We start from the raw sequence: 19,620 nt of genomic DNA, 5'->3' as shown, positions 1-19,620 counted from the left end.
CCAGCATGGACGCCATCCTCCAAATACTGCGAAACATGAAGATCGCCCAGCTTGCCGGGCCGCTGCTGATCATCCTCATCCTGACGATGATGATCCTGCCGTTGCCGCCGGTGCTGCTCGACATCTTCTTTACCTTCAACATCGCGGTGTCGGTAATCGTGCTGCTGGTGGGCATCAATGTCCGCAAGCCGCTGGACTTCTCGTCCTTCCCGTCGGTGCTCTTGATCACCACCATGCTGCGGCTGTCGCTGAACGTGGCCTCCAGCCGCGTGGTGCTGCTGGAGGGCCATACCGGCCCGGACGCCGCCGGCAAGGTGATCGAATCGTTTTCCCACTTCCTGGTGGGCGGCAATGTCGCCATCGGCATCGTGGTGTTCATCATCATCACCATCATCAACTTCGTGGTGATCACCAAGGGCGCCGGCCGGATCGCCGAAGTGTCCGCCCGCTTCACCCTGGACGCCATGCCAGGCAAGCAGATGGCCATCGACGCCGACCTCAACGCCGGCCTGATCGGCGAGGATGAGGCGCGCAAGCGCCGCTCCACCATCGCCGAGGAGGCCAACTTCTTCGGCGCCATGGACGGTGCCTCCAAATATGTGCGCGGCGATGCCATGGCCGGCATCCTGATCATCCTGATCAACGTGATAGGCGGTCTGATCGTCGGCGTGGTGCAGCACGACCTGCCGGTGGGCCAGGCGGCGGAAACCTACACCCTGCTGAGCATAGGCGACGGCTTGGTGGCGCAGATTCCGGCGCTGATCATCTCCACCGCCGCCGGCATCGTGGTGACGCGCGTCGGCACCGATCAGGACATGTCGGAACAGTTCCTGACCCAGCTGTTCACCAAGCCGCAGGTGCTGTACATCACCTCGGCGGTGATCGGCATGATAGGCCTGGTTCCCAATATGCCCCACCTGTCCTTCCTGCTGATCGCCGGCTGTCTGCTGGCGCTGGCGCGGGCGATGGAGAACCGCAACAAACAGCAACGGGCCAGGGAACTGCAGGCCGCCCAGCCGGCGCCGGCTCCGGAACAACAAGCGGCGGAGGTCGGTTGGAACGATGTGCAGCATGTAGACCAATTGGGCATGGAAGTCGGCTACCGGCTGATCCCGCTGGTGGACCGCTCGCAGGATGGCGAGTTGCTGCGCCGCATCCGCGGCATCCGCAAGAAGATCGCCCAGGACCTGGGTTTCCTGGTGCCGCCGGTCCACATCCGCGACAACCTCGAAATCAAGCCCAGCGCCTACCGCATCCTGCTCAAGGGCGTGGAAGTGGGCCAAGGAGAGGCCTTCATCGGACAATTCCTGGCGATCAATCCCGGCCGCGTCAGCAGCGAGATCGGCGGCACGCCGACCACCGACCCCGCCTTTGGCCTGCCGGCGGTGTGGATAGACGCCGGCAAGCGCGAGGAAGCGCAAAGCCTGGGCTACACCGTGGTGGACGCCAGCACCGTGGTGGCCACCCACATCTCCAACCTGCTGCAGACCCATGCCGCGGAATTGCTGGGCCGCGAAGAGGTGCAGGCGCTGATCGACCATCAGGCCAAGGAATCGCCGAAGCTGATTGAAGACCTGGTGCCCAAGGTGGTGCCGGTGGGCACCTTGCAGAAAGTGCTGCAGCAATTGCTGACCGACGGCATCCACATCCGCGACTTCCGCACCATCATTGAAACGCTGGCCGATCATATCCCGCAGAATCAGGACATAGACGAATTGACCAGCGCGGTGCGCACCGCGCTGTCGCGCGTCATCGTGCAGCAGCTGTTCCCCGGCGAGAACGAGTTGCCGCTGATGACGCTGGAGCCGCAGCTGGAAAACGTGCTGATGCAGGCGGTTCAGTCCAAAGCCGGCGGCGGCCTGGAGCCGGGCTTGGCGGAAAATCTGTTGTCCAGCGCGGCACAACAGACCGAACAAGTGGAGATTCAAGGGTACAATCCGGTATTGCTGACGGCCCCGGGCTTGCGCCCGCTGCTGGCCCGCTTCTTGCGTCGGGCATTGCCGCAGCTGCGTGTGATTTCGCATAATGAGATTCCAGACAATAAATCCATTCGTATAATTGCGGTAATAGGCGGCAGCAAGGGCTAGGGGCTAATCGACAATGGTGGTGAAAAAGTTCTTCGGGAAGACCACTCGAGACGCACTCAGGCAAGTTCGCGAAGAACTGGGGGCGGACGCCCTCATTTTGTCCAATCGCCCCACCATGGGCGGCGGCGTGGAAATCATGGCGGTGGCCGATTCCGACGTCGCCAATCTGGCCAGCACCCTATCCACGTCCAGCAGCAAGCATCCGCCGCGCAACGCCCCGCCGGCGGTCAATCGGCCGCAACAACCGGCCCCCATTCCCCCCGCCGTCAACGGCAACGCCATGAACCGGGCCATCGCCCGCACTTACGCCATGCCGGTGGAGCCGCTGGAAAGCCCGGCCCCGCCGCGCGTAGACGCCGTCCAGCCGCGGCTGGAGCCGGTTTATGCGCCGCAGCAGCCAGCCCCCGTCATGGCGCCGCCATATCAAGCCCCAGCCATGCCCGCGCAACCGGCGCCGGCCGCGGTCCAAGCGCCCCGCGCCGCGCCCGCCTCCCCGCCGCCGCGGCTGGACATCGCGCCGCCAACGCATGCCAATGGCGAGGAGCCGGAGCAGATGGCGCAGGAACTGAAACTGATCGGCGACGAGATCAAGCTGCTCCGCAGCCTGCTGCAAAGCCAGCTGGCCAGCTTCGCCTGGTCCGATATGGAAGGCAAGGCGCCCAACCGCATCGAATTGTTCAAGCACCTGCTGGCGATGGGCTTCTCCGCCCAGTTGATCCGACAGCTGATCGAAAAGATGCCGGCGCAGTATCAGGGCGAAGTGGCGGTGAAATGGGCGCGCTCCGCCCTGGTGCATAACCTGAAGTGCGCCGACGCCGACCGCGAAGTGATGGACCGCGGCGGCATCTTCGCGCTGGTCGGCCCGACAGGCGTCGGCAAGACCACCACGGTGGCCAAGCTGGCGGCGCGGGCGACCATGCGCTTCGGCGCCCAGCACGTCGCGCTGATCACCACCGACAGCTACCGGATCGGCGCGCAGGACCAGCTGCGCATCTACGGCAAGATTCTGGGCGTGCCGGTGTTTTCCATCCAGAACGAGGGCGATCTGCAGCTGACGCTGGCCGACCTGTCCAATCGCCACATCGTCTTCATCGACACCGTGGGCATGGGGCAGCGCGACGCCCGGGTGCTGGCGCAGATCGACATGCTGCGCACCGCCGGCCGGCCCATCGAACGGCTGCTGCTTCTGGCCGCCAACACCGATGGCCACACGCTGGAAGACGTGGTGCGGCGTTACCGCGGCGAGGGCCTGACCGGCTGCATCCTGTCCAAGATAGACGAAGCGGTGGCGCAGGGCCCCAGCCTGGACGTGATCATCCGCAATCGCCTGAAGCTGTTTTACATCACCAACGGCCAGCGCGTGCCGGAGGACTTGCACTCCGCCAATGCCGCCTTCCTGGTGGACCGCGCGATGCGGGCGCAACAGATCGGCTCGCCGTTCTCGCTGCAGGGGGACGAACTGCCCATCATGAACGCCGCCCAATCAGGTTGGTTGTAAGAGATGCAGGACCAGGCCGCCAGTCTCCGCTTGCTCGCCGCGCAACAGAAGCGCGCCCCCAGCTTCGCCTTCATCGGCTCGCCGCATGCCGGCACCACCACGGTGGTGACCGAGCTGTCGCTGGGGCTCGCCTACGCCGGGCTGCGGCCGCTGGTGGTAGACTGCTGCCTGGGCCAGGTGCAGACGCGCCGGCTGGGCGTGCCCGCCACCGCCACCCTGGAAAGCCAGGTGACCAGCGTGGGCGGGCTGGACGAAATGATGGTTCTGTCGCGCCAGGGCGTGCAGCTGATCAATCTGTACGCGCGGCCGGAACAGCGCGCGCTGTTTTCCGCCCAATTGTGGCTGAGGCTGGGCAGCGAGTTCGGCGCGCTGGAGCGCGACGCGTCGGCGCTGCTGGTGGATGCGCCGAACCCAAGCCAGGACGCGATCCCGGCCAGCGTGGCCGACAATCTGATTTTGGTATTAACACCGGATGCCGATTCGCTGACCACCGCCTACGCTAATATCAAGCGACTGGCGAGCATTTATGGCCGCCAGCGCTTCAATGTGCTGATCAACCGCGCGCGCCATCTGGACGAGGCGCGCGAGCTGTTCACCCGGCTGTCGGCGGTAGCCAGCGAGTTTCTGACCGTCTCGCTGCGCTGGGTGGGCTTCGTGCCGCACGACAATGCGGTGCGGCGCAGCCAGACGCTGCACCGGCCGCTGATGGAGGCGTTTCCGGACAGCGAGGCGGCAGCCGCGTTCTCGCAGCTGGCCGCGGTCCTGCTGCAATGGGACGCGCCGGAAACCGTGCGCGACAGCACCGGATACATGGATTTGCTGATTGCCGCCTCGCGCGATTGGGCCGAGGCGGATGGAGCCAAACTATTATGAACCCGTCCTTCCGCCGATCGGGCTACGTCGCAGCCGCCCCCAGCGTCGAGATCGACGTGGAGGCTTACACGCCCTTGGTGCGCAAGCTGGCCAGCATCATGATCGCCCGCCTGCCCGCCTCGGTTGAGCTGGGCGACCTGATCCAAGTGGGCATGATCGGCCTGATCGAGGCCTCGCGCCAGTTCGACCCGGCCCAGGGCGTAATGTTTGAAACCTTCGCCAGCCAACGCATCCGCGGGGCCATGCTGGATGAGCTGCGCCGCGAAGACTGGCTGCCGCGCCAGGCGCGGCGCAACTCGCGGCAGATCGAGGAAGCCATTAGCAAGCTGGAACAACAGCAGGGGCGCGCGCCGCTGGAATCGGAAATCGCCGCCGAACTGGGCATGGAGCTGGAGCAATACCAGGAGATGCTGGGCGAATGCAAAGGCACCACGCTGCTGCATTTCGAAGACTTCGGCAACGACGACGACGAACACGGCCACAATCCTGTAGCCAATGTCGCCGATGATGACTCGCCGGACCCGCTGGCCGCGCTATCGGACGACAGCTTCCGCCGACAGCTGATCTCCGCCATCAAGCTGCTGCCGGAACGCGACCAACTGGTGATGGCGCTGTATTACGAGCAGGAACTGAACCTGAAGGAAATCGGCGCGGTGCTCGGCGTCACCGAGTCCCGCGTCTGCCAATTGCACAGCCAGGCCATCGCCCGGCTGCGCGCCAAACTGAAAGACTGGCTGTAAGGGAGAGTTCGGTGATTAAGGCGCCGGATTTCAGACCAGATCAATAACGGAAAACATGTGGACAAGATCAGTTTAATCGCGGTGGTGATGGGCTTGACGGCCATTATTGCGGGGCAAGCCATCGAAGGAGGCAGCGTCGGCTCGCTGATGCAGTTGACCGCCTTCATGATCGTCATCGGCGGCACCACCAGCGCGGTGATGCTGCAAAGCACGCCCAAGCAATTCATGGCCGGCCTGCGCATGCTGCGCTGGGTATTCCGCCCGCCCAACTTCGATCATGAGCGAATGATCCGCGAAGTGGTCAGCTGGAGCCAGGGCTCGCGCAAGGGCGGCCTGCTGTCGCTGGAAGGCATCATCGCCCAGCAGCGCGACCCCTTCACCAAGAAGGCGCTGCAGATGCTGGTGGACGGCACCGAGCCGGAAACCCTGCGCGCGGTGATGGAAGTGGAAATCAGCATGTTCGAGCATGCACGCAAGCAGGCCGCGCGCATCTGGGAATCGGCCGGCGGCTATGCGCCGACGATGGGCATTCTGGGCGCCGTGCTGGGCCTGATCCACGTGATGGAAAACCTGTCGGACCCGTCCAAGCTCGGCGGCGGCATAGCCGTCGCCTTCGTCGCCACCGTATACGGCGTCGGCTCGGCCAACCTGTTTTTCCTGCCCATGGGCAACAAGCTCAAACACTTGGTGGCCGCCGAGATCGCCATGAAGGAGCTGGTGGTGGAAGGCGTGGTCGCCATCGCCAACGGCGAAAACCCGCGCATCATAGAAAGCCGGCTGCGCGGCTATTTGGCGATGCATGAGTAAACATCGGGCATGAGAAAGGCAAGCTGCGCAGCTTGCCTTTTTTCCTTTACAGCATCCGCAACTCCCGATCCGGCTTGCGCAGCTCGCTCTCCAGCAACTTGTAGTAATCGAGATCGAAAGCCGGCTCGCCTTCCAGCGCGCCGCCATTGCGGCGGCTGCCCAGATAGCACCAGCGGTCGAATAAATGTTCCACCACGTCGCCGCAGACGATGTCACGCTCTTGCACCGCGATGGCGCCCTCGAACGGCCACGGCCTGACCTTCAGCCGCTGCAGCGCGGCCAACAGCCGGGCATTGTGGCTGTCCGCCGCCTCCTCGCCCACGCAGCCGCCGCGGCAGCGGCCGATCTGGTAGGCCGCGCAAGGCACGCCTTTGCGGCTGGTCACCTGCTCCACGCCCAACACGGACTGGCACAAGCCCTGCGCCAAGGCGATCTGCGCCAGCGCCTTGCGGCCCTCGCGCGCATTGCGGAACAGGCCGTACAAATCCGCCGTACGGCTGAAATCGATGTCGCGCGCAGAAACCGTAAGCGGACGGATAAAACCATCGCTGGCGGTCTGCAGCTGCAAGGTGCACACCTCGCCCATCATCCTCGCCCGCGGATTGTGCGCCGGCTGCAGACGCCCCAGCCACTGCAGCTCCAGCAACTGCGCGCCAAACTCGCTCAAGCATTCGCGCCATTCCACCCGGGCCACCGGCTCGTCTATACGCACTTCGTGGCGGCTGGGCTTGCGCTCGGCGAAATGCCCCAGCGTCTTGCGGTACAGATTGGGCGCGCGGCCCACATACAAGGCCCGGCCATCCTCGCCGAACAAGGCGTACACCCCGGCCGAATCCGGCATGTCCTCGATCTGCCGCTGCAGTTCCGCCGGCAGGCTGGAAACTTCGGCCGGCTGCGACAACAATTGCGCCGCCTCATGCGCCACTTTATCCGCGCCCAGCTCCTGGCTGGCGATGCCGATGAAACGGTATACCGCCTCGGCGTCGGCCAGAGCGCGATGGCGCTCCGGCATGTCTATGCCGTGGCGGGCGATCAGGCTATCCAGGCTATGTTTGAAATGCTGCGGATACAGCCGGCGCGACAGCTTGACCGTGCACAGCGCGCGCGCCTGAAAACGGCGGCCCAGGCGGCGGAATTCGTTGCGCAGGAAGCCGTAATCGAAGCGGGCATTGTGCGCCAGCAGCAGCCGCCCTTGCAGGCGGGCCAGCAATTCGTCGGCCAGTTCGGCAAACGGCGGCGCGGCGGCAACCATTTGATTGCTGATGCCGGTCATGTTTTCGATGAAGGGCGGAATCGGTTGGCCGGGATTGACCAGCCAGGACAGGCGCTCGACGCGCTCTCCGTCCACCAGCACCAGGCCGACTTCGGTGATGCGGTCGCGGGCGATGTCGCCGCCGGTGGTTTCCAGATCGACAATGGCGCAAGGCTGTTCAAACAGGGTATTCAATCTCGCTTCGCTTTCCTTGGCGCAGCCATGAATCATGACGTTTAGTTCAAAATGTTGGCCTGCCGCGACAGGAACAGGCGGCCAGTTTACCGGCTTTATAAAAAAAATCCTACGTTGTGTTGACACCCATATTTCACCTCTGTATTATCCGGTCTCTCGCAAGACACAACGTCTCGCGACACAGCGCACCCGTAGCTCAGTTGGATAGAGTATCTGGCTACGAACCAGAGGGTCGGGCGTTCGAATCGCTCCGGGTGCGCCAGGCATGTCCCTATAGTTTAGCGGTTAGAACACCGCCCTTTCACGGCGGTAGCCGGGGTTCGATTCCCCGTGGGGACGCCACAATACGCACCCGTAGCTCAGTTGGATAGAGTATCTGGCTACGAACCAGAGGGTCGGGCGTTCGAATCGCTCCGGGTGCGCCAGCTGTCCCTATAGTTTAGCGGTTAGAACACCGCCCTTTCACGGCGGTAGCCGGGGTTCGATTCCCCGTGGGGACGCCAGGATTCAGAAAAAGCCCAGCATTGCAAAATGCTGGGCTTTTTCGCATTTCCACGCCGGAACGCAGGCGGCTCGCGCCGCCCCTCCGCCTAACTGCGCAATGCCAGCGTCGGCCGCAGCCGCATGGCGCCCAGCAGATGGCGGCACACCGCCAGCGCCGCCACCGCTAGGCACAGCAGCAAGGACAATAACAGCGTCCAGCCGCCAATCGGCGCCCTGGCGACAAAACCAGCCAGATAGTGGCGAATGAACAGCCAGGCCGGCGGCAGCGACAGCGCCGCGCTGACCGCCAACACCAGCGGGAACTCGCGGCTGACCAGCCCGGCAATCGCCAGGCCGCCGGCGCCGTAAAGTTTTCGCAGCGCCACCTCCCGCGCCATGCGTTGCACCGAATATGCAGACAACACATAAATGCCGAAGGCGGCGATCAGCATGGCCACGGCAGAGGCTATCGCCAGCAACTGCGCCGTGCGGATATCCTGGCCGTAACGCTTGTCCAGTTGCTGGCCGGCACTGACCGGCAGCAAGGGATAATCCGGGAAGTAGCGCGGCCATAGCTTGGCCAAAGTCTGCCGCATGGCGGACTCGCTGCCGCGGTAGCGTATCGCCAGCGTGCTGGCATAGCGATTTTGCGGGCCAACCGGGAAATACACCATCGGTATCTCCCGTTCCCGCGAAGTTTGCTCGGCGATGTCCGCCACTACGGCGCTGACCGGCTTCTTGCCATCGGCAAAAGTTTCGGACTCGACCATGCGGCCGATGGCCTGCTGCGGCGTGGCGAAGCCCAGGCGGCGCGCGGCGGATTCCGACAATACCAGCCCGGCGCCGGGCAGCACTGCGCCATTGGCGTCGCATGCCGCAGCGCCTCTCCCGGCCAACAGCGGCAGACGATAAGTCTGCAAAAAGCCGCAATCGACCATGCGGTAGCGCATGTTTTGGTAGGCTCGTCCGGCCAGGCGGAAATTATTCGAATTATTGCTGCCTCCAGCCGGTGGTCCATCGACATAGCTCAGCGCCGCCACGCCAGGCTGGCGCGACAGCTCGGCGCGCAGCGCCCTGCGCTGCGCCAGGTCCTTGGCATTGGCATCCCCCGCCGCCGCAAACAACAGCCCGTCTCGCTCAAACCCGGCCGGCAGACGCGCGCCATGCCAGGTTTGCCAAGCTACGGCCAACGTCACGCCCGCCAGGCCCATGGCGATGCCGAACTGCGCCACCGTCAGCCCCCGCCGCAGCCAAACACCTTGGCGGGTTTCCTGCTGATCGCGGCCCGACAAAGCCTGGGTCGCGCGCACGCGGGCGGCAATCCAGGCCGGATAGAGGCCGCTGAGCACACCCACCGCGGCCGCGCACAGCAAGGCCAGAACCATACCCTGCCAGCCCAAGATTCCGGATAAGTCGCGTTGCAGCAGCTGGCCGAATACCGGCAACAGCAACCAGGCCAGCAGCAGGCCGATCAGGGCCGCCACCAGCGCGATCAGCACCGATTCGGCGATGAACTGCCCAGCCACCCGCCCCACCCCGGCGCCCAATACCTTGCGCACGCCGATCTCGCGCTGGCGACGGATAGTGCGGACGGTCGCCAGATTGATGTAATTGATGGCGGCCAGCAGCAGGATCAGCAGGCCGATGGCGGCGCAGCCCAGCAACATGGAGCGGTTGCCGTGGCGCGCCGGGTCGGCGCTCTGATCGAGTTCCGGGTCCAGATAGACATCCGCCAGCTTCACCGCTGAGAAGTCGATCAGATTGCGCCCCGACAGCTTGGCCTCAATCGCTTGCAAGCCGGGATCGCGATAGCTTGGGGACTGCTTCAAGGCTTGCGCCAGCAGAGGCCCCACCTCGGCCACCCCATGCCCAGGCTTGAGGCGGAAGTACAAGGACGCGCCCCAGCTGAACCAATGGCTGTAGAAGTTGGAATACATGCCATCGCTGGCCATCCTGCTCATCCTCCCGCCGAGAATGGCGTAGCGCTGGGTGGCGGTGGCCGGCGGGGTGGCGACAATCGCGGCCACGGTCTGCGGCTTGCCCGCCACGGAAAACGTCTTGCCCAGCGCCTCGGCGGTGCCGAACATCCGTATCGCTTCTTCTTCGGTCAAAGCGGCGCTATCAGGCCGAGTCAAGGCTTGACGCAGGTCTCCCGCCAGTGTTTTCAGCTCGAACAATTCGGCGAAATCCGGATCGACCAGCGTCACCCAGCGATTGCTGACCGCGCTGCCCACCCGCACCGGCGCGAAGTTGCCCATCGCCATGCTGACGCGCTCCGCCACGCCGCTATCGCGCAACACCTGTCCGGCGATCACCGGGACTTCCTGCTGCCAGTCATTGCGCACGCCATCCATATTCGGCCTAGCCTTCAGCATGTAAACGCGCTCGCGCCCCTCGATGTGCCGGTCAAACTGCGCCGAGTACGCGACATAAGCCAGCAGCAGCGCGCAGCAGGCAAAGCCGATGGCCAAACCGCCGATCACCAGCGCGGACCAACCCGGCTCCTTGAGCAGCCAACGCCAGCCGACGCGGAAGTCCTTCAGTATCTCGTTCATGGAGGTTTCCTCAGAGCTGAGTCGCATCTACCACTACGCGGCCATCCAGCATATTGATGGTGCGCGAGGCCAGCGCGGCGTGGGACGGCGAGTGGGTGACCATCACCACGGTGGTGCCGTCGGCGTTGATTTCGCGCAGCATTTTCATCACCTCGTCGCCATGGGCGCTATCCAGATTGCCGGTCGGTTCGTCCGCCAGCAGCAAGGCCGGCCGCGACACCAGCGCGCGGGCGATGGCCACCCGTTGCTGCTGGCCGCCCGACAACTGCGACGGACGGTGGCCGGCGCGATGCGTCACGCCCAGCCGCGCCAGCGCCGCGTCCACGCGCTGCTTGCGATCGGCCGACGGCACGTCTGAATACTCCAGCGCCAGCGCCACGTTTTCGCGCACCGTCAGCTCCTCGATCAGGTTGAAGCTCTGAAAAATGAAGCCGATGCGGCCGCGGCGCAGCCGATTCAGGCGAGATTCGCTCCAGCCGGCGACGTTTTGGCCGTCGAACCAGTATTCGCCGCCGTTGGGCACGTCCAAAAGACCCAGCAGCGACAGCAGCGTGGACTTGCCGCAACCGGACGGGCCGGTCACCGCCACGTACTCGCCGGCCTCGATTTCCAGATCCACGCCATTGAGCGCGCGGGTTTGCACTTCGCCGCCGATGTGCAGCTTGCTGATGTTCTTCAGCTTGATCATTGTTTTCTTCTCCCTTGTCATTGCAGCGTCAGCTGCGCGTATTTGCCGAAGGCGGCGTAGGACGAGACGATGACCCGCTCGCCGGCCTTCAATCCGTCCACTACTTCCAGCTGGGTCTGGCTGCGGCGGCCCAGGCGGATGGCGCGGCGCTCGGCGCGGCTGCCGTCGGCATTCAGCACCATGGCCCATGTGCCGCCGGTATCGTTGACGAACGCGCCGTTGGGCAACACCAAGCCCGACGCCGCCTGCCCCAGCGTCAGCCTGCCGTCCAGTCCCTGGCCCGCATTCAGCGCGCCGGCCGGCTGCGCGTCGAACAGCAGCTCAAGCTGGAAATGGCCATCCTGCACCTGCGGATTGATATTGCCGACTCTGGCGGTCGCCGTCGCGCCGCCGTCCAATTCGATGGCGGCCTGCTGGCCGCGCTTCACCCGCGCCAGATAGAACTCGTCCACTTGCGCCGTCAGCTTGTAACGGCCCAGCCCATCGACCCGGCCCACGCGGTCGCCCGGTTTCAGCGAACTGCCGACCTGGGCGGTGAAATTGGTCAGCTGGCCATCCATGGGCGCGCGCAGCGACAACGCCGCCAGGCTGTCCGATGCCATCTTTGTGCCGCGGCTCAGCTCATCCTGCGCCTGCTGCATCTGCCGCAACGCATTCGCCTTGATGCTCAGCTCGCGCGCCTGGCTCTGCTGCTCGTCGCGGTAGTCTTCGCGATACTGCTGCAGCCGGTCGCGCGAATCCTCCAGCGCCGCGGTGGAGATAAAACCCTGCGCCGCCAGCGCCGCATCGCGCCGGTATTGGCGCTCCTGCTGCTTCAGCTTCAGGGCCAGGTCGCTGAGCCGGCGGCGATAGTCGCTGCGCGTCGCCTCCAATTGTTCGCGGGTGGATGACAGATTGGCGTACTGCTGCGCCAGGTCGGACTTGCGCGCCAATAGCTCCAGCTGGCGCTGCGGATTGGACAGCCGCAACAGCACCTGGCCAGCCTTGACCTTATCGCCATCGTGAACCAGCACTTCATCCACCCGGCCGCCCTCTACCAGATCCAGCAGCACCGACTGCGCCGGCTGCACCGTGGCCCGCAGGATCACTTCGTCGCTGAAACGGCCCTGGACGACGGTGGCGATTTGCAGCTCGCTCGCCGCCACGCGCAATCCGGACGGCTGCCAAGCCCACCAGGCCGCAGCCCCAACCAAGGCCAACAGCAGCGCGGCCAGGCCAGCCAGCCGGCCGCGACTCCAGCGCTTGCGCGCCACCACCTCATCCATGGCCGCGCCGCTGACCGGCGCCTCCGCATGCGCCTCGCTCACGCCACCCCTCCCGCCAGCCAGGACAATTGCAGTTTCAGACTGAATACGCCCAAATTGGCCGCCACGCGCATGCCGCCCGCCCCCAGGTGGCAGGCGAAAGACAGCGACGCCTCCTCCAGGACGATGCCCATCAGGACCAAAACGGCAAACAGCGCCAACACTATCCAGGGAAATTTGCGGTTCATGACATCACCTCGCTTCGACTATGCCCTTGTCACGGCAAGCTCCGTGCCAGAATTTAAATCATTGAATATGAATGGAAAATTTATTCACCTTCCCAAAACTGTCCGAAACCGGACAGCCATCGGCGTCCGATAGCGGACACTGTCCGCCCGGCGGACAGCGCCGCACTTGCCAAGCCGCTGGCGACGCCGCAACATCATGACTTTGTGCTAATTAAAAGGTGGGCCGATGAGCCGCCCCGTGATCTTGCTGATAGAAGACGACGAAGACGTCGCGCTGGCCGCGCGCATGCTGCTGCGCAAACTCGATGCCGACTTCGTCCACCTGCCGCATCCGCAACTGTTCGACGCCTGGCAACGCCAGCGTCAAGCCGATATCGTGCTGCTGGATCTGAACTACTCCCCCGGCGCGATAGACGGCACGGAAGGCTTGGCCATGTTGGCCAGGCTGCGCGCGCTGCCGCGGCTGCCTCAGGTCTTCGCCCTGACCGCCTATGCCGACGTGCCGCTGGCGGTAGCGGCGCTCAAACAGGGCGCCAGCGATTTCATCACCAAGCCCTGGCAAAACGACAAGCTGCTGCAGACGGTGGCCAGCGCGCTGCGCGCATTGCAAACCGCGTCACCGTCCAACCACGCGGCGGACGACGAACTGCTGGGCCAAGCGCCGGCGATGCGGACTTTGCGCGCGCTGATCGCCAGCGTGGCGCCTACCGATGCCAATGTGCTGATTCTGGGCGAGAACGGCGTCGGCAAGGAACTGGTGGCGCGGGCGATCCATCGCGCCTCGCAGCGGCGTCACGGCCCCTTCCAAAGCGTGGACATGGGCGCGGTGCCGGAATCGACCTTCGACAGCGAACTGTTCGGCCACCGCAAAGGCGCGTTCACCGACGCCCGGGCCGACCGCGCGGGCCGCTTCCAGAGCGCGGCTGGCGGCACGCTGTTTCTGGACGAGATAGGCAATCTGCCCTTGGCCAACCAGGCCAGGCTGCTGACCGCGCTGGAGCGCCGCCAGATCACGCCCTTGGGCGCGGACCGGCCGGAAGCGCTGGACGTGCGGGTGCTCAGCGCCACCAATCTGCCGGAAATCCAGCTGCATGATCCGCAATGTTTCCGCCGCGACCTGCTGTTCCGCCTCAATACCATCGTGCTGCGCGTGCCGCCGCTGCGCGAACGGCGCGAGGATATCCCGCTGCTGGCGCGCCACTACCTGCGCCATTACGCCGAGCAATACCGCAAGCCCTTGCGCGAGCTGTCCGAAGCCGCGCAGCAAGGCTTGCAGGCGCATGACTGGCCGGGCAATGTGCGGGCCCTGCGCCACGCCTGCGAACGCGCGGTCATTCTGGCCCAGGGCGAGCGTTACCAGGCGGCGGATTTCGACTTGGCCGGCATCCCGGCGATGGAGACGGCTATGGCGTCCCCTGCCTGCGGGCTGAAATTGGAGGAACAGGAAAGGCAGACCATACGCCAGGCGCTGGAGCAATCCGCCGGCAACATCAGTCGCGCCGCCAAACTATTGGGCCTGTCGCGCGCCGCGCTGTATCGCAGGATGGATAAACATGGCCTTCAAGCTTGAGCGCCTGCGCGGCCTGATCCTGTCGCAAAGCGCCGGCCTGGCCGCCATCGCCGCCACGGCCATGGCATGCCGCGATGCCCCGCGCGCGCTGGTGCTCTGCCTGCTGGCCGCGCTGCTGCTGGCCGCCTGGCAATGGCGCAGCAGCGCCTTGCTCGGCAAGCTGTCGGTCCAGGCGGCTGCCGAACCGGAACCCGCCGGGCCATCCGCGCTGGCCGTCCATCCGCCGGAAATCCGCCTGGAGCACGCGCCGGTGGCACTGTTCCGGCTCAGCGCCGACCATGTCGAACCGCTGAACGCCCGCGCCCGCAAATTGACCGCGCCCGGCAACAGCCGCGATCCAGCTGCCTTGTATCAGGCGCTGCAGGCGCAAAGCAGCGACCGCCGCTGGATACGCTTTGAAACCGAGCGCGGCGTGGAGCGGGCGCTGGCCTCAGCCAGCAGCCTGGTGATAGCAGGCCGCCCCGAAAGGCTGCTGGCGGTGCTGCCGCTGGAAAGCGAACTGGAGGCGGAAACGCTGCGCGCCTGGCAGCAACTGGTGCATGTGCTGACGCATGAGATCATGAATTCGCTGACGCCGGTGGCCTCGCTCTCGCGCAGCGCCGCCGGCATGCTGGAAGACACGCCGGCGCTGCCCGACGATCTGCGCCAGGAACTGGAGCTGGCCTTCTCCGCCATCAGCCGCCGCGCCGACAGCCTGGCCGATTTCGTCACCAGCTATCGCAGCCTATCCGCCGTGCCGACGCCCACGCCGGAGATCATCGACATAGCCGAATTGTTCGAACGCCTGCAGGCGCTGATCGCGCCCGCCTGGCGCGCCCGCGGCGGCCAGGCCGTCTTTCAGATGGAATCGGCAGCCATGGAGTTGAAGGCCGACGGCGGGCAGCTGGAGCAGGCCTTGATCAACCTGATCAAGAACGCTTACGAGGCCACCTCCCACCTGGCCGAGGCCAGACTGACTGTCAGCGCCAGCCTGGGACGCGGCGGCCGCCTGAAGCTGGAAGTCAGCGACAACGGTCCCGGCGTGGCGGAGGACAAGATAGAGCAAATCTTCACGCCGTTTTACTCAACCAAGGCCAAAGGCCGCGGCATCGGCCTGGCGCTAGTGCGCCAGCTGGTCAACAACAACGGCGGCACCGTGCGCTATGCGCGCAGCCTGGGCGGCGGCGCGCGGCTGATCCTGATCTTCTGAACTAAGCGATATATTCCTAAGTCATTAGTTTTGCAATTTTTCTTGGCTTAACAAAAATGACAAAATGATAAATTGTGTTTTCCGAAATTTGCATAGGACCAGCCAAGCCTGGTTTGATTCCGTGAAAACACAGTTTAATTTTCATTTTACTGTCATTGCAGCAGCCCTGCTGTCTTACACCGGCTTGGCGCATGCAGACGATTCCCAGCCCGACGCGCTGGACAAAATCACCGTCACCGGGTCGCGCATCGCGCGCTCGGCCAAGGAAGGACCAACCAGCGTCACCGTCATCACTGGCGCCGACATCGAAAAACAGGGTTACACCAATGTCTACGACGCGCTGAACAATCTGACGCAGAACACCGGCTTCACCCAGGGCGCGGACTTCGGCACTACCTTCACCCCGGCCGCCAACGCGATCAGCCTGCGCGGGCTCGGCCCCAACCATACGCTGACGCTGATCAACGGCCGCCGCATGGCCGACTACCCCACCGCTTACCAAGGCCAGGTCAACTTCGTCAACCTGGCGGACATCCCGTCGGTGCTGATCGACCGCATCGAAATCCTCAACGGCGGCGCCTCGGCCATCTACGGCTCGGACGCCATCGCCGGCGTGGTCAACATCATCCTGAAAAAGCACCTCGATGGCGTCAATCTCAACCTCAAAGTCGGCGGGGCCGAACATCACGGCGGCGAGAATGCCCGCCTGCAACTGACCGGCGGCAAAAGCTGGGACCAACTGAACGTGATTTACGGCCTGGAACTGAGCCAGCGCAACCCGATCTGGTCGCGCCAGCGCGGCTTCATGTCGGACGCCACCGCGCTGGGCGAGGCGCCGGCTCCCATCCTGGCGCGGCGCATCGCCGGCGGGCGCTATCTGGACTCGGGCAGCGCCTGCGGCAACTTCGCCGGCCTGTTCGCAGGCAGCGTGCAAACCGTAGGCAATGCCCAAAAAGGCTATTGCGCCAGCGGCCTGCTGAGGCCGTCCTACTGGACGATCCAGACCGGCCAAGCCACACAGAACGGCTTCTTCAGCGCCAACTATCTGCTCAATCCGCACGCCGAATTCTTTAGCGACGCCATGCTCGGCTTCAAGCGCACCGAGAACAACACCCGCGGCCCGAGCTGGACGGCGGCGGCCGGCCAGGGCAATTATTTCCTGAACCAGAACACCGGCAATTATGAAAGCTGGGCCAAACGCTTCGCGCCGGAGGAACTGGGCGGCGCCAGCAATTACAACCGCAAGTGGGATGATCTGGCCGCCAACCTGACCCTGGGCGTGCGCGGCGATCTGATTGGTAGCTGGAATTACGAAGCGGCCTACAACGCCTCGCTCTACACCAGCCAGACCACCACACCCATGTTGTTGAGCAGCGTGAACAGCTATTTCCTGGGGCCGCAACTCGGCACCGACAACAAGGGCGCGCCGATTTACGCGCCCAACCTCGGCCGTTTCTACCAGCCGCTGACGCCGACCCAGGCCTCCAGCCTGATAGACAACAGCGTCAGCCACAATAAATCCTGGCTGCAGGTGTTGAGCCTCAGCGCCAGCGGCGAGGCCTTCCAGCTGCCGGCCGGTCCGGCCAAGCTGGCCGGCCTGCTGGAATGGGGCAGCCAGGGTTTCAGCAACGAGCCGGACCAAAGACTGAACCAAGGCGTGTTCTACAACGCCTCGCCCGCCATCAATGCCAGCGGCTCCCGCTCGCGCCAGGCGCTTGGGGCCGAGCTGCTGCTGCCGCTGGCCAAACCGGTCAACCTCACACTGTCCGGCCGCTATGACCGCTATGAGATCACAGGCAACAGCGAAGGGAAGTTCACCTACGGCGCCGGGTTGGAATACCGCCCCGCCAGTAGTCTGCGGCTGCGCGGCAACTATGCCACCAGCTTCCGCGCGCCGGACATGAGCTATCTGTTCCAGACCCAAACCCGCGGCTACTACTCCTCCACCACCGACTACTGGCGCTGCGCCCAATCCGGCCAGCCGCTCGCCAATTGCCAGTATGCCGGCATGTCGCCGGGCTCCAACTACATCAGCAACGGCAACCCCAGCCTGAAGCCGGAAAACGGCAAGTCCTATGGACTCGGCTTCGTCTGGTCGCCAAGCAAGGACGCCGACCTGTCGCTGGATTACTGGAACATCACCATCAACGATCTGGTAACCACGCTGAGCGCCGACAAGCTGCTGCGCGACGAAGCCGCATGCCGCGGCGGAAATCTAGACATCCATTCATCGGCATGCCAAGACGCGCTCAATCGCGTACAGCGCAATCCGGCCAATGCGCTGGTGGATCCGGGCGCCATCAACACCATCGTGGTCAATCCGATCAATGCCGCCAGCGAGCGCACCAGCGGCATCGACCTCAGCGGCAAGTACCGTTTGCGCACGGCAAAACTCGGCGACTTCCTGTTCAAAGCGACTTATACCAAGGTACTGACGCATACCTACCAGCAGTTTGCCAACGATCCGGTGCAGGACGAGCTTGCCGACTTGACCAACACCGACTGGCCGGACAAGCTCAGCCTGACCACCGACTGGAACATCGGCGACTGGTCCAGCACGCTGCAGCTGACGCGCTATGGCAAGATTCCCAACGGCGCGGGCACCGGCTACCTGACACCCACCGTGCTGGCCAACCTGAGCGTCACCTATCAGTTGAACAAGAAAACCTCGGTCGGACTGATCGTCAACAATCTGCAGGACTTTGTGAAGAAGGACTACACCGGCGGTTGGCCTTACTACCCGGTGGGCAGCTACACGCCTTACGGCCGACAAGCCTGGCTTGAACTGAATCACAAGTTTTAAAGAATGGATATGGTGAGGAAACGGGATGCCTAGCGGCATCCCGTTTTTGTTGGCATGCGGAAAACCGCAAATCGATTGCCGATGGCGCACACGCAAAAAAGCCCAGCATTTTACAATGCTGGGCTTTTTTTGAATCCTGGCGTCCCCACGGGGAATCGAACCCCGGCTACCGCCGTGAAAGGGCGGTGTTCTAACCGCTAAACTATAGGGACAGCTGGCGCACCCGGAGCGATTCGAACGCCCGACCCTCTGGTTCGTAGCCAGATACTCTATCCAACTGAGCTACGGGTGCGTTATCTGGCGGAGAAAGAGGGAATCACGAAAACACCCACTTTCATACTGCCAAACCCTTGAAGTTCCTAGCAACAGTGCCTGCTGCGTTGTCGATCAAGAGGCGCACAGTATGGGACCTTTATGGGACCTTGTCAACATCCTGTTCTGAGTTTTTCCAAAATCAGCAAAACAACGAAAATTTTCGCGAAGCGATGTCTGATTCAACAAAGCCCGCAATTCCCCCCTATCCGGCCTAGACCGGCCAGTCGTTCCACAACTCTCATTTGCATGGTTCATTTTGGGTATACCTCACAAGAACCAACAAGACGGGCCTGTTTAGATGGTGCATGAATACTGTTATTCGATGTGCCGTGAACCACTTGATCGTTGACCATTCGTTGTGTACCATTCGCAACATTGATAGCGACTACACGCATCCAAACAGGAGGGCCACACCATGTTTATACGCGCCTACCTTCGGGCCAGCACCAAGGAACAAGACGCCACGCGAGCCAAACAACAACTGACGGACTTTGCGCAGGAACGCGGGCAGAAGATTGCCTGCTACTACACGGAGAACGAGTCTGGAGCCACGCTCAAGCGCCCAGAACTGATGAAGCTGATCGATGAAGCGCATGAAGGCGATGTGCTGTTAGTGGAGCAGGTAGACCGCCTCAGCCGCCTGAGCGAAGCCGATTGGGCCAAGCTGCGAGCCATCATCGACAGCAAGGGCTTGGTGATTGTTGCACTGGACCTGCCAACCAGCTGGAACGCCCTGCAAGCGCAGGAGAGTGACACCTTCACGCGGCAGATGTTGAAGGCGGTCAACGGCATGCTACTGGATATGCTGGCAGCCATCGCACGCAAGGACTATGAGAACCGCAGACAGCGACAAGCCCAAGGCGTTCAGAAGGCCAAGGCCGAGGGGAAGTATAGAGGCCAAGCCCCGGACACAGGGAAGCGCGAGCGAGTGCGCAGACTGCTAGATGAGGGCAAGAGCTGGAACGATATTGTCAGCCTGACGGGCATTAGCCGTGGATTGGTGGCGAAGGTAGCCAAGGAACTCAGGCAGGCGCAGCCGGGCCAGTAAGCCGCTTTCAGGGCTTCTGAGGGCC

The 19,620-nt window shown here is 63.8% G+C and carries 14 protein-coding genes and 6 tRNA genes; 13 read left to right on the top strand and 7 right to left on the bottom strand.

Annotation, left to right across the window (positions count from 1 at the left end; all coding sequences use genetic code 11):
• Positions 1–5: 5 nt before the first annotated feature.
• From flhA to BI343_RS10560, 5 genes are read left to right on the top strand one after another with little or no spacing between them, the layout of a single operon-like run.
• Positions 6–2,087: a flagellar biosynthesis protein FlhA gene (flhA, locus tag BI343_RS10580; protein ID WP_043623427.1), complete on the top strand. Its 2,082-nt coding sequence runs from the start codon at positions 6–8 to the stop codon at positions 2,085–2,087.
• 13 nt (positions 2,088–2,100) lie between these two features.
• A complete protein-coding gene (flhF, locus tag BI343_RS10575; protein ID WP_071109660.1) occupies positions 2,101–3,585 on the top strand; it encodes a flagellar biosynthesis GTPase FlhF in 1,485 nt (494 codons plus the stop codon).
• 3 nt (positions 3,586–3,588) lie between these two features.
• Positions 3,589–4,458: a MinD/ParA family ATP-binding protein gene (locus tag BI343_RS10570; RefSeq protein ID WP_043623432.1), complete on the top strand. Its 870-nt coding sequence runs from the start codon at positions 3,589–3,591 to the stop codon at positions 4,456–4,458.
• Positions 4,455–5,198 carry an RNA polymerase sigma factor FliA gene (locus tag BI343_RS10565; protein ID WP_071109659.1) on the top strand — a complete coding sequence of 248 codons (744 nt, stop codon included), beginning with the start codon at positions 4,455–4,457 and terminating at the stop codon, positions 5,196–5,198. Before BI343_RS10570 ends, BI343_RS10565 begins: the two co-directional genes overlap by 4 nt.
• 57 nt (positions 5,199–5,255) lie before the next feature.
• Positions 5,256–6,005: a flagellar motor protein gene (locus BI343_RS10560; RefSeq protein ID WP_043623438.1), complete on the top strand. Its 750-nt coding sequence runs from the start codon at positions 5,256–5,258 to the stop codon at positions 6,003–6,005.
• Between the two features lie 46 nt (positions 6,006–6,051).
• Here BI343_RS10560 and BI343_RS10555 read toward each other — a convergent pair whose 3' ends face one another.
• Positions 6,052–7,452 (bottom strand): exonuclease domain-containing protein, encoded by a 1,401-nt coding sequence (locus BI343_RS10555; protein WP_244886624.1) that lies wholly within the window; start codon positions 7,450–7,452, stop codon positions 6,052–6,054.
• A 185-nt stretch (positions 7,453–7,637) separates the two neighbouring features.
• On the opposite strand from BI343_RS10555, the gene BI343_RS10550 reads away from it, so the two are divergent.
• From BI343_RS10550 to BI343_RS10535, 4 genes are all read left to right on the top strand, one after another.
• Positions 7,638–7,714 (top strand) — tRNA-Arg (locus BI343_RS10550).
• 5 nt (positions 7,715–7,719) lie between these two features.
• Positions 7,720–7,794, top strand: a tRNA-Glu gene (locus BI343_RS10545).
• A gap of 6 nt (positions 7,795–7,800) precedes the next feature.
• Positions 7,801–7,877: transfer RNA gene (locus BI343_RS10540), tRNA-Arg, on the top strand.
• A gap of 3 nt (positions 7,878–7,880) precedes the next feature.
• Positions 7,881–7,955, top strand: a tRNA-Glu gene (locus BI343_RS10535).
• Between the two features lie 87 nt (positions 7,956–8,042).
• Here BI343_RS10535 and BI343_RS10530 read toward each other — a convergent pair.
• From BI343_RS10530 to BI343_RS10515, 4 genes are read right to left on the bottom strand one after another with little or no spacing between them, the layout of a single operon-like run.
• A complete protein-coding gene (locus tag BI343_RS10530; protein ID WP_071109657.1) occupies positions 8,043–10,490 on the bottom strand; it encodes an ABC transporter permease in 2,448 nt (815 codons plus the stop codon).
• A 10-nt stretch (positions 10,491–10,500) separates the two neighbouring features.
• Positions 10,501–11,178 (bottom strand): ABC transporter ATP-binding protein, encoded by a 678-nt coding sequence (locus BI343_RS10525; RefSeq protein WP_071109656.1) that lies wholly within the window; start codon positions 11,176–11,178, stop codon positions 10,501–10,503.
• Between the two features lie 17 nt (positions 11,179–11,195).
• Positions 11,196–12,485 carry an efflux RND transporter periplasmic adaptor subunit gene (locus BI343_RS10520; RefSeq protein WP_083340902.1) on the bottom strand — a complete coding sequence of 430 codons (1,290 nt, stop codon included), beginning with the start codon at positions 12,483–12,485 and terminating at the stop codon, positions 11,196–11,198.
• The gene (locus BI343_RS10515) at positions 12,482–12,670 is read right to left on the bottom strand and encodes a hypothetical protein (protein WP_071109654.1); all 189 of its coding nucleotides are present in this window, start codon (positions 12,668–12,670) and stop codon (positions 12,482–12,484) included. Before BI343_RS10515 ends, BI343_RS10520 begins: the two co-directional genes overlap by 4 nt.
• A 226-nt stretch (positions 12,671–12,896) precedes the next feature.
• Between BI343_RS10515 and BI343_RS10510 the strand changes: the two genes are divergently transcribed.
• From BI343_RS10510 to BI343_RS10500, 3 genes are all read left to right on the top strand, one after another.
• Positions 12,897–14,240, top strand: coding sequence for a sigma-54-dependent transcriptional regulator (locus BI343_RS10510; protein WP_071109653.1), 1,344 nt, complete (start codon positions 12,897–12,899; stop codon positions 14,238–14,240).
• Positions 14,224–15,429 (top strand): sensor histidine kinase, encoded by a 1,206-nt coding sequence (locus BI343_RS10505; RefSeq protein WP_071109652.1) that lies wholly within the window; start codon positions 14,224–14,226, stop codon positions 15,427–15,429. The genes BI343_RS10510 and BI343_RS10505 overlap by 17 nt, the downstream gene beginning before the upstream one ends.
• A 121-nt stretch (positions 15,430–15,550) precedes the next feature.
• Positions 15,551–18,232, top strand: coding sequence for a TonB-dependent receptor plug domain-containing protein (locus BI343_RS10500; RefSeq protein ID WP_244886623.1), 2,682 nt, complete (start codon positions 15,551–15,553; stop codon positions 18,230–18,232).
• A gap of 137 nt (positions 18,233–18,369) precedes the next feature.
• Here BI343_RS10500 and BI343_RS10495 read toward each other — a convergent pair.
• Positions 18,370–18,444, bottom strand: a tRNA-Glu gene (locus BI343_RS10495).
• 3 nt (positions 18,445–18,447) lie between these two features.
• Positions 18,448–18,524: transfer RNA gene (locus BI343_RS10490), tRNA-Arg, on the bottom strand.
• A gap of 438 nt (positions 18,525–18,962) precedes the next feature.
• On the opposite strand from BI343_RS10490, the gene BI343_RS10485 reads away from it, so the two are divergent.
• The gene (locus BI343_RS10485) at positions 18,963–19,595 is read left to right on the top strand and encodes a recombinase family protein (protein ID WP_071109650.1); all 633 of its coding nucleotides are present in this window, start codon (positions 18,963–18,965) and stop codon (positions 19,593–19,595) included.
• Positions 19,596–19,620: the final 25 nt, after the last annotated feature.

Source organism: Chromobacterium amazonense, from assembly GCF_001855565.1.
GTDB classification, from domain to species: domain Bacteria; phylum Pseudomonadota; class Gammaproteobacteria; order Burkholderiales; family Chromobacteriaceae; genus Chromobacterium; species Chromobacterium amazonense.
This window is presented reverse-complemented; position numbering and strand designations above follow the sequence as displayed.

What these genes read in the sequence shown, in the direction of transcription:
- BI343_RS10505 (WP_071109652.1), top strand. Translation starts at nt 14,224, where the DNA reads ATGGCCTTCAAGCTTGAGCGCCTGCGCGGCCTGATCCTGTCGCAAAGC.
- BI343_RS10515 (WP_071109654.1), bottom strand. Translation starts at nt 12,670, where the DNA reads ATGAACCGCAAATTTCCCTGGATAGTGTTGGCGCTGTTTGCCGTTTTG.
- BI343_RS10570 (WP_043623432.1), top strand. Translation starts at nt 3,589, where the DNA reads ATGCAGGACCAGGCCGCCAGTCTCCGCTTGCTCGCCGCGCAACAGAAG.
- BI343_RS10530 (WP_071109657.1), bottom strand. Translation starts at nt 10,490, where the DNA reads ATGAACGAGATACTGAAGGACTTCCGCGTCGGCTGGCGTTGGCTGCTC.
- flhA (WP_043623427.1), top strand. Translation starts at nt 6, where the DNA reads ATGGACGCCATCCTCCAAATACTGCGAAACATGAAGATCGCCCAGCTT.
- BI343_RS10485 (WP_071109650.1), top strand. Translation starts at nt 18,963, where the DNA reads ATGTTTATACGCGCCTACCTTCGGGCCAGCACCAAGGAACAAGACGCC.
- BI343_RS10565 (WP_071109659.1), top strand. Translation starts at nt 4,455, where the DNA reads ATGAACCCGTCCTTCCGCCGATCGGGCTACGTCGCAGCCGCCCCCAGC.
- BI343_RS10510 (WP_071109653.1), top strand. Translation starts at nt 12,897, where the DNA reads ATGAGCCGCCCCGTGATCTTGCTGATAGAAGACGACGAAGACGTCGCG.
- flhF (WP_071109660.1), top strand. Translation starts at nt 2,101, where the DNA reads ATGGTGGTGAAAAAGTTCTTCGGGAAGACCACTCGAGACGCACTCAGG.
- BI343_RS10525 (WP_071109656.1), bottom strand. Translation starts at nt 11,178, where the DNA reads ATGATCAAGCTGAAGAACATCAGCAAGCTGCACATCGGCGGCGAAGTG.